General features: G+C 73.9%; 8 protein-coding genes. All 8 read right to left on the bottom strand.

Annotation, left to right across the window (positions count from 1 at the left end; all coding sequences use genetic code 11):
- Nucleotides 1-575: VOC family protein (locus E0D90_RS28445; RefSeq protein WP_157996904.1), on the bottom strand; the 575-nt coding region annotated here is incomplete at its 3' end.
- 202 nt (nt 576-777) lie between these two features.
- Nucleotides 778-1842 carry a glutathione S-transferase family protein gene (locus E0D90_RS21280; RefSeq protein ID WP_130799681.1) on the bottom strand — a complete coding sequence of 355 codons (1065 nt, stop codon included), beginning with the start codon at nt 1840-1842 and terminating at the stop codon, nt 778-780.
- A gap of 143 nt (nt 1843-1985) precedes the next feature.
- Nucleotides 1986-2897 carry a transketolase family protein gene (locus tag E0D90_RS21275; RefSeq protein WP_227870376.1) on the bottom strand — a complete coding sequence of 304 codons (912 nt, stop codon included), beginning with the start codon at nt 2895-2897 and terminating at the stop codon, nt 1986-1988.
- A gap of 180 nt (nt 2898-3077) precedes the next feature.
- Entirely contained in the window at nt 3078-3797 is a 720-nt protein-coding gene (locus tag E0D90_RS21270; RefSeq protein WP_103504043.1) for a thiamine pyrophosphate-binding protein, read from the bottom strand.
- A gap of 88 nt (nt 3798-3885) precedes the next feature.
- Nucleotides 3886-5052, bottom strand: coding sequence for a pyridoxal phosphate-dependent aminotransferase (locus E0D90_RS21265; protein ID WP_130799679.1), 1167 nt, complete (start codon nt 5050-5052; stop codon nt 3886-3888).
- A gap of 175 nt (nt 5053-5227) precedes the next feature.
- Entirely contained in the window at nt 5228-6301 is a 1074-nt protein-coding gene (locus E0D90_RS21260; RefSeq protein WP_130799684.1) for a 2Fe-2S iron-sulfur cluster-binding protein, read from the bottom strand.
- Between the two features lie 3 nt (nt 6302-6304).
- Nucleotides 6305-6799, bottom strand: a complete 495-nt coding sequence (gene paaD, locus E0D90_RS21255) for a 1,2-phenylacetyl-CoA epoxidase subunit PaaD (protein ID WP_130799683.1) — start codon at nt 6797-6799, stop codon at nt 6305-6307.
- A gap of 125 nt (nt 6800-6924) precedes the next feature.
- The gene (gene paaC, locus E0D90_RS21250; RefSeq protein WP_265415970.1) at nt 6925-7620 is read right to left on the bottom strand and encodes a 1,2-phenylacetyl-CoA epoxidase subunit PaaC; all 696 of its coding nucleotides are present in this window, start codon (nt 7618-7620) and stop codon (nt 6925-6927) included.
- Nucleotides 7621-7664: the final 44 nt, after the last annotated feature.

The raw sequence follows: 7664 nt of genomic DNA, 5'->3' as shown, positions 1-7664 counted from the left end.
GAGTGCGGACGGCCCGGTGCGGGGGTGCTCGACGGACGCGGCACCACCGGACCGCCCGGCTCGCCCACGCCGTCGGGGACGATCGCCGCCGGCGGCCCGGCGGCTGCCGGGCGGGCGCCGCGGGCAGATCCGGCGGAGGGCTCGGGGACGGATTCGGGGGTGTCGGCGTCAGCCGTGGTGCGATCGTCGCCCGGAGGCTGGGTTCGGCCGAACGAGTCGTCGACGACACAGAAGCGATTGCCCTCGGTGTCGGCCAGGACGACGAAGTCGGCGTCCTCCGGGTAGTGCTTCCAGGCCACGCGTTCGGCGCCGAGTGCCACCAGCCGCTCCACCTCGGCCGTCTGCTCGACGGCGTCCCGCGCGTGCAGGTCGAGGTGGAGGTGCGGGAACTCCGGTGCCGGGCGGTCGCTCAGGTCCATGGCCAGGCCCGGACCGGAACCGTCCGGGGGCAGCAGCACCAGCCACGCGTCCGGATCGTGCGGATCGCGCTCGACATAGCCCAGCGCGCCCTTCCAGAACTCGGCGGCCCGCCGGTCGTCGGCGCACCCCAGCACGATCATGTCGAGGCTCAGCACGGACCTCTCCTCTCGGCTCGCGCACCGCACCCGGAACCGGAACCGGAACCGGGCGGGGCAGGCTACGGGCGCTCTGCCGGGGGCCGGGCCCGCCGGCGGGACGCCCCGCCAGCGTAGGCACCGTCCGGCCCGTGCCGCACGCCGGTAATCGGGCGGATCCGGCCGGCAAGGGCGCTGCCGGGAGCGGCGGCACGCCCGTGGGTCACGGGTGGCCGGCCGCCGGGATCATCTCGGCGGCGGGCGGGGGCCCCGGCGGGGTGGCGTCGCCGAAGGGCGATCCGCCGAGCTGCTCCCGGTGGTGCGGCGTGAGCCAGCCGGACAGCTCCGGGCCGGCCGGGACGATGCCCGTCGGGTTGATCCCCGTGTGCACCAGGTAGTAGTGGCGCTTGATGTGGTCGAAGTCGACGGTGTCCCCGAACCCCGGCGTCTGGTAGAGGTCCCGGACGTACCCCCACAGCACCCGGTCCTCGGCCAGCTTGTTGCGGTTGCACTTGAAGTGGCCGTGGTAGACCGCGTCGAACCGCACCAGCGTGGTGAACAGCCGGATGTCCGCCTCGGTGATGTGGTCACCGACGAGGTAGCGGCGCTCCGCCAGCCGATCCGAGAGCATGTCGAGGCGGCGGAACACGTCCGTGTACGCCGCCTCGTACTCCTCCTGGCCGGTGGCGAAACCGGCCCGGTAGACGCCGTTGTTGACATCGCGGTAGACGCCGTCCATCACCCCGTCGATCTCGTCGCGGAGCGGCTCCGGGTAGAGGTCGGGCGCGTCGGGGCGGTGCAGCGCCGTCCACTCCGTCGCCAGGTCCAGGGTGATCTGCTGGAAGTCGTTGGTGACCAGCTTCCCGGACGGCACGTCCACGATCGCGGGGACGCTGACCCCGCCCGGGTAGCCGGTCTCCCGGGCGTCGTACGCCTCGCTCAGGAACCGGATGCCGAGCACCGGGTCGCGGTCGTCCGGGTCGAGGGTGAACCGCCAGCTCCGGTCGTCCTGGATCGGGTCCGTCACCGCGAGGGGCAGCGCCTCCTCAAGGCCCAGCAGACGCCGCGAGATCAGCGCGCGGCTGGCCCACGGGCAGGCCCGGCTGACCACCAGGCGGTACCGCCCGGCCTCCACCGGCCAGCCGTCCGTGCCGTCGGCGGTGACGCGGTCGGCGAAGTGGCTGCGGGAGCGCTTGAACTTCTTCCGGCCGTACTCGGTGTTGCCGTCGCCGCTCTCGCCGTTGCCGTTGCCGTTGCTTTCGCTGTCGCGCTGTCCGTGGTCCGTCATGGCGCTCTCCTCAGCTCGGGTTCGTCGCCGGTGGGGGCCGGTGCGCGGCGTCGCCCGGGGCACGCCGCCGCTGGGCAGCGTGCCCCGGACAGGGGCGTCCATTCCGGACGACATCCCGGCGGCGCGGTCGCACCCGGCCGAGATCACCCGGTCTGCCCCCGGAGGGACGCGAACTCCGTGACCTGCCGGCGCAGCCCCGCCGCGTCCAGGCCGTGGGCGCCGAGGTGGTCCGCCATCGTCCCGTAGCGGCGGAGTTCGGCACGCGGCACGCCGAGGCCGAGCGTCCGGTGCGGCAGCGCCCGCAGCGCCTCCGCCACCTCACGGGTGGAGGTACCGGCGAGGTACGGCTCGACCAGGACGACATCGGCCGTCGCCCGGCCGGCCACGGCCTCCCGCAGGCCCGCACGGTCGAACGGCCGGACTGTGGCGGCGTACAGCAGCGTCGCGTCGAGGCCCGCCAGCGCCTCCGCCGTCGCGTCCAGCAGCGGCCCGACGGCGATCACCACGGGCGCGTCCGGCCCGCCGTCACGCAGCCGCAGCAGCCGCCCGCCCCCGACGGCGCGGGGAGCCGCGTTGGACTGCTCCGACAGCCGCACATACACGCGGTCCTCGCCCCGCACCGCCTCGCGCAGCAGCGCCTCCGCCTCGTCCGGATGGCCGGGGACGTGCACCGTCCAGCCGTCCAGGGTGTCCAGCAACGCCACGTCGCCCGGTGACATATGGGTGAAGCCGCCCTGCGGCCAGTCGTAGGAACCGGCCGCGCTCACCAGTACGCCGCCCACGTCCTGGTGCTGGAAGTCCAGCTTCACCTGCTCGAAGGGGCGCTCCACCAGGAAGGAGGCGAAGGTGTGGACGATCGGCCGCATGCCCGCGAGGGCCAGGCCGGCTCCCGTACCGACGAGCAGCTGCTCACGGATACCGACGTTGATCACCCGGTGGGGGTGGCGCCGTGCGGCGCCGGTGAATCCGGCGGCACTGATCTCGGCGAGCACGACGGCGGTGCGGGGGTCCTCGTCCAGCAGCCCGCCGGTGACGCTGACGAACCGGTCACGCATGGTCTCGGCGGGCGGTGCCGGGGGTGTGCTCGTGGCGGTGGTGGTCGGCGGCGCGGTGGTGCTGCGCGTGGTGCCGGTGCGCGTGGTCATCGGGACTCCTCGTTCTGCGGTGCGGTGCGGTGCGGTGCGAGGTGGCGGGGGCGGCGGGGGCGGCTCGATGTGGTGCGGCGGCCGGGACGGTCAGGCCGACTTCGGCTCCACATGGGCGAAGACCGCGTGCGGGCGGCCCGGGTGCGGCCGGGTGAACCCGGCGTACAGCGCCTCGTGGTCCCGGCCGTCCACCTCCGCGACCGACCAGCCGGCGGCGGCGAACCGGTCGGCCTGGGACCGGGCCGTGCCCCAGCTCGCCGACGCGTTGTCGATGACGACGACATGGAGGGAGTCCAGGCCGGACGCGCCCGCGAAGTCGATCGCCTCGTGGTTGCTGCCCTCGTCCAGCTCGGCGTCCCCGACCAGCACCCAGACTGCCGGCTCGGTGAGGTCCCGCGCGCGCAGACCGAGCGCGGTGCCGACGCCGAGGGGCAGCCCGTGGCCGAGTGACCCGCTGGCGATCTCCGCCCCCGGGACGAGCGTGCGGTCCGGGTGGTGGCCGAGCGGGGAGTCGAACCCGCCGAAACCGTCCAGCCAGTCCCGGGGGAAGAAGCCCTTGGCGGCGAGGACGGCGTAGTACGCCATCGGGCCGTGTCCCTTGGACAGCAGGAACCGGTCCCGGTCCGGTGCGTCGGCCGTGGCGGGCGTGACCCTGAGGACACGGTCGTAGAGGACCCAGAGGGCGTCGGTGGTCGAATGGGCCGCCGGGACGTGCTTCTCGGCGCCGGCCATCCGAGTCATCAGCCCGGCCAGCTCCGCGAAGCCGCTCTGTCCGATACCGCCCGGTGTGGTGCTCGCTGTGGCTGTCATACCACCACGCTGCAACCTCAACTTGGGTTGAAGTCAAGCGCGCCCGGCGCGTGGCGCCCCGGCTCACCGGGAAGGACGGTCCGGACGGTCAGGACGCCAGCGAACGCAGCCGCGCCACGGCGTCGCTCAGCACCTCGGGGCGCTTGCAGAACGCGAACCGCACCTGGGTGCGCCCGGCCTCCTTGTCGTCGTGGAAGACCGCGTTGGGCACGGCCACCACTCCGCAGCGCTCCGGGAGCGCGAGGCAGAAGGCGACGCCGTCCTTCTCCCCGAGCGGTGCGATGTCGGTGGTGATGAAGTACGTGCCCGAGGTGTGGTGCACGCCGAAACCGGCCTCGGCCAGCCCGGCGGCGAGCAGATCGCGCTTGGCGCGCAGGTCCTCACGGAGACCGGTGAAGTAGCTGTCCGGCAGGCGCAGCGCCTCGGCGACTGCGTACTGGAACGGGCCCGCGCTGACGTAGGTCAGGAACTGCTTCGCCGTGCGGACCGCGCCCACCAGCTCCGGGGTGCCGGTGACCCAGCCGACCTTCCAGCCGGTGAAGGAGAACGTCTTCCCGGCGGAGGAGATCGTCACGGTCCGCTCGCGCATGCCGGGCAGCGAGGCGAGCGGGATGTGGTGGCCGTCGAAGACCAGGTGCTCGTAGACCTCGTCGGTCACGACCAGCAGATCGCGCTCGACGGCGAGCTCCGCGACGGCGGTCAGCTCCTCGGGGGTGAGGACCATTCCGGTCGGATTGTGCGGGGAGTTCAGCAGCAGCAGCCGGGTGCGGGGCGTGACGGCGTCACGCAGCTCGTCCAGGTCGGGGCGGAAGGACGGGGCGCGCAGCGTCACGGGGACGCGGGTGGCGCCGGCCATGGCGATGGTGGCGGTGTAGGAGTCGTAGTACGGCTCGAAGGCGATGACCTCGTCGCCCGGTTCCAGCAGGGCCAGCATCGTGGCGGCGATGGCCTCCGTGGCCCCGGCGGTCACCAGGACCTCGGTGTCCGGATCGAACTCCGTTCCGTGGAAGCGGAGCTGGTGTTCGCTGATCGCGGTGCGCAGCTCCGGTACTCCAGGGCCGGGCGGGTACTGGTTGCCGCGGCCCTCGCGCAGCGCCCGGACGGCGGCCTCGCGGACCTCCGCCGGTCCGTCGGTGTCGGGGAAGCCCTGACCGAGGTTGATCGCCCCGGTCCGGACGGCGAGGGCCGACATCTCGGCGAAGATCGTCGTCCCGAGTCCGTCGAGCCTGCGGTTCAGCAGCGGCCTGGCGCTCATCTGTGCTCCGTCCTCACGGGGTTGCCGTCCGTCGCGCGTCGTCCGTCCGTCGCGCGGCGTCCGTTCGCGTGCGGCGTCCGGTGCGCGTTCGTCCCCGGCCATCCTGACGGATGCCGCCTCCCGGTGGGGGACGGTTGGCCGCCGGGCCGGGGGTGACGCGGCGGTGCGCGGTGGCTCAGGCGTCGAAGTCCAGGGCGACCTCGGGGGTCAGCGGACGGGACTGACAGGCCAGCACATACCCGGCCGAGACCTCCTCGGCCTCCAGCGCGAAGTTGCGGTCCATCCGCACCTCACCGCTCAGCAGGTGGGCCCGGCAGGTGCCGCACACCCCGCCCTTGCAGGCGAACGGCGCGTCCGCCCGGTTGCGCAGCACTGCCTCCAGCAGGGTCTCGCCCGCCTCGACCGGCCAGCTCCCGGAGCGGCCGTCGAGTGTGGCCGTGACGACCGCGTCGTGGGCGGCCGGAGCGGCCGCCGTGCCCGGTGCCTGGGGCCCGGCTGCCTCGTCGGCGTAGAACAGTTCGGTGTGTATCCGGCCCCGGTCGGTGCCCAGGGTGCGCAGGGCGGTGCGGGCGGCGTCGATCAGACCGAGCGGCCCGCAGAGGTACCAGCCCGCCACCTCGCTCTCGCCCGCGCCCAGCAGGGCGGGCAGCAGTGTCGCCAGCCGGTCGGCGTCCAGCCGGCCGGTGGCCAGCCCCGACTGCTGCTCCTCGCGGGAGAAGGCGTGCACCAGCTGGAGCCGGGCGCCGAAGCGGTCCTTGAGGTCGGCGACCTCCTCCAGGAACATCGTGGAGGCCGTGGAACGGTCGCAGCGCAGCAGGGTGAACCGTGCGCCGGGCTCGGTGGAGAGCAGGGTGGCGATCATCGAGAGCACCGGGGTGATGCCGCTGCCGCCGACGACCGCCGCGTAGTGGCCGGGGGCCGGGGGCAGGGTGAACCGGCCCGTGGGCGGCAGGACGTGCAGGGTGTCGCCGACGGCGACCTCCTTGACCACATGGGCCGAGAACTCGCCGCCCGCGATGTGCCGGACGCCCACCGTCAGGCTGCTGGGGCCGTCCGGCTCGGTCGCCGGGGAGCAGATCGAGTAGTTGCGGCGCAGCTCACCGCCGTCACCGGAGTGGTACCGGAAGGTGAGGTGCTGCCCTGGCACGTACCGGAACGACGCCCGCAGCGCCTCGGGCACCGCGAGGGTCACGGCCACGGCGTCGTCGGTGAGCCGGTCCAGCCGGGAGACGGTGAGCGGATGGAAGATCACTTACAGCTCCTTGACGTGGTCGAACGGCTCACGGCAGGAGTCGCAGCGGCGCAGCGCCTTGCACGCGGTGGAGGAGAAGCGGCTCAGCAACGACGTCTCGGTGGAGCCGCAGTGCGGGCAGCGGATGGCGAGCGTCAGTGCGACGGGCCCGTCCGGGTGCCGCGGACCGGTGGGACGCGGCGGGGCGATCCCGGCCTCGGACAGCTTGCGGCGGCCGTCCTCGGTGATGTCGTCGGTCGACCAGGGCGGGGAGAGCACCGTGGTGACCGTGACCTCAGTGGCGCCCGCCACGCGCAGCGCCGCCTCGATGTCCGCGGACATGGTCTCGATGGCGGGGCAGCCGGTGTAGGTGGGCGTGAGATCGACCTCGACGCGGAGATCCCGGTGTGTGTCGTGGTGCTGGGGACGCAGCCGCAGGGCGCGGACGACGCCCAGCTCGGCGAGGGTGAGTACGGGCAGCTCCGGGTCGGGCACTGAGCCGGCGACGGCGAGCAGCGCCTCCTCGTCCGGCGCCGGGACGCACCGTCCGCCGTGGCCGCCCGCCCCGGGCCCGGCCGCCTCGGTGGTGTCGTGGCTGCCGTGGGTGCCGGTGGCGCCGTGGGTGGGCCGGGAACGGGTGGTCACCACGACGCCCCCGGGTGGCTGCGGTGCAGGTGCTGCATCTCGGCGAGCATCCGGCCGAAGGGCTCGGTGTGGATGCCGTCCCGGCCGCCACCCGCCGTCCAGGCGTCCCCGTCCGGAAGCTCCGGGACGGGCAGCGTCGCCTCGGCCAGGACGGCCGCCACCTGGGTGTGCCAGCTCTCACGCAGCGCGCCGTCGTCGAGCGCCAGACCGGGGACGGGGGTGAACAGTTCGCCGGTGAACCGCCACATGGTCTCCGTGCCGCGCCGCATCCGGCGGTGGCTCTCCTCGGTGCCGTCGCCGAGCCGGAGCGTCCACTCGGTGGCGTGGTCCCGGTGGTAGGCGGTCTCCTTGACCGCCTTGGCCGCCAGCTCCCGGATCGGCCGGGGGCAGTCGTCGTCGCCGGCGAGGGCGGTGAACCGCAGCTCCTGGGCGACGGAGAAGTAGAGCTGCCGGGCGATGGTCCGGGCGAAGTCGCCGTTGGGCTGCTCCACCAGCTGGATGTTGCGGAACTGCCGCTCCTCCCGCAGGAACGCCAGCTCGTCCTCGTCGCCGGCGAGGGAGAGCAGGGCGCGGGCCTGGCCGAGGAGGTCGAGCGCGATGTTGGCCAGCGCGACGTCCTCCTCCAGTACCGGGGCGTGGCCCGCCCACTCGGCGAGCCGATGGGAGAGGACCAGCGCGTCGTCGCCCAGCATCAGGGCGGCGGTGGCGGCCTCCCCGGTCAGCCGGGGGGCAGGGG

This window comes from Streptomyces otsuchiensis (assembly GCF_004305975.1).
Taxonomy (GTDB): Bacteria; Actinomycetota; Actinomycetes; order Streptomycetales; family Streptomycetaceae; genus Streptomyces; species Streptomyces otsuchiensis.
The sequence above is the reverse complement of the archived record's forward strand: the minus strand, read 5'-3'. Positions and strand labels throughout refer to the sequence as shown.